The 510-nt window shown below is 47.3% G+C and carries 1 protein-coding gene; it reads left to right on the forward strand.

The window, feature by feature from the left end:
• Positions 1 to 510: RnfABCDGE type electron transport complex subunit D (locus R7Q11_RS29590; protein ID WP_225467393.1), on the forward strand; the 510-nt coding region annotated here is incomplete at both ends.

Below are 510 nucleotides of genomic sequence, written 5' to 3' on the forward strand. Positions count from 1 at the left end.
TTGTCACCGCATGGCTACTCGCCGTCGCTATTCCACCTTGGTCTCCGTGGTGGATCATAGTTATTGGTTTAATTTTTGCGATTGTGATTGCCAAACATCTTTATGGCGGCATTGGACAGAATCTATTCAACCCAGCAATGGTCGCTTACGTTGTACTTTTGATTTCCTTCCCGGTTCAAATGACCAGTTGGAGTGCACCAACACTGTTGATTCCAGACCATGTGAATTTCGCAGATACCCTCTCTTTGATTTTCACTGGTTTTGATTATGACGGTCTTTCATTGCAACAAGTTCGCGCTGGTGTTGATGGTGTAACAATGGCAACTCCACTGGATGCCTTTAAAACAGGTATTCACACGGGAGCAACCCCTAGTGAAGTGCTTTCACAGCCGATCTTTGGTGGCTTGGCTGGCATCGGCTGGCAGTGGGTGAACATAGCCTATCTGATTGGCGGCCTAGCGATGATCAAAAAACGCATCATTCAGTGGTACATTCCAGCAGGCTTCCTCG

This window comes from Vibrio sp. 970, assembly GCF_033339075.1.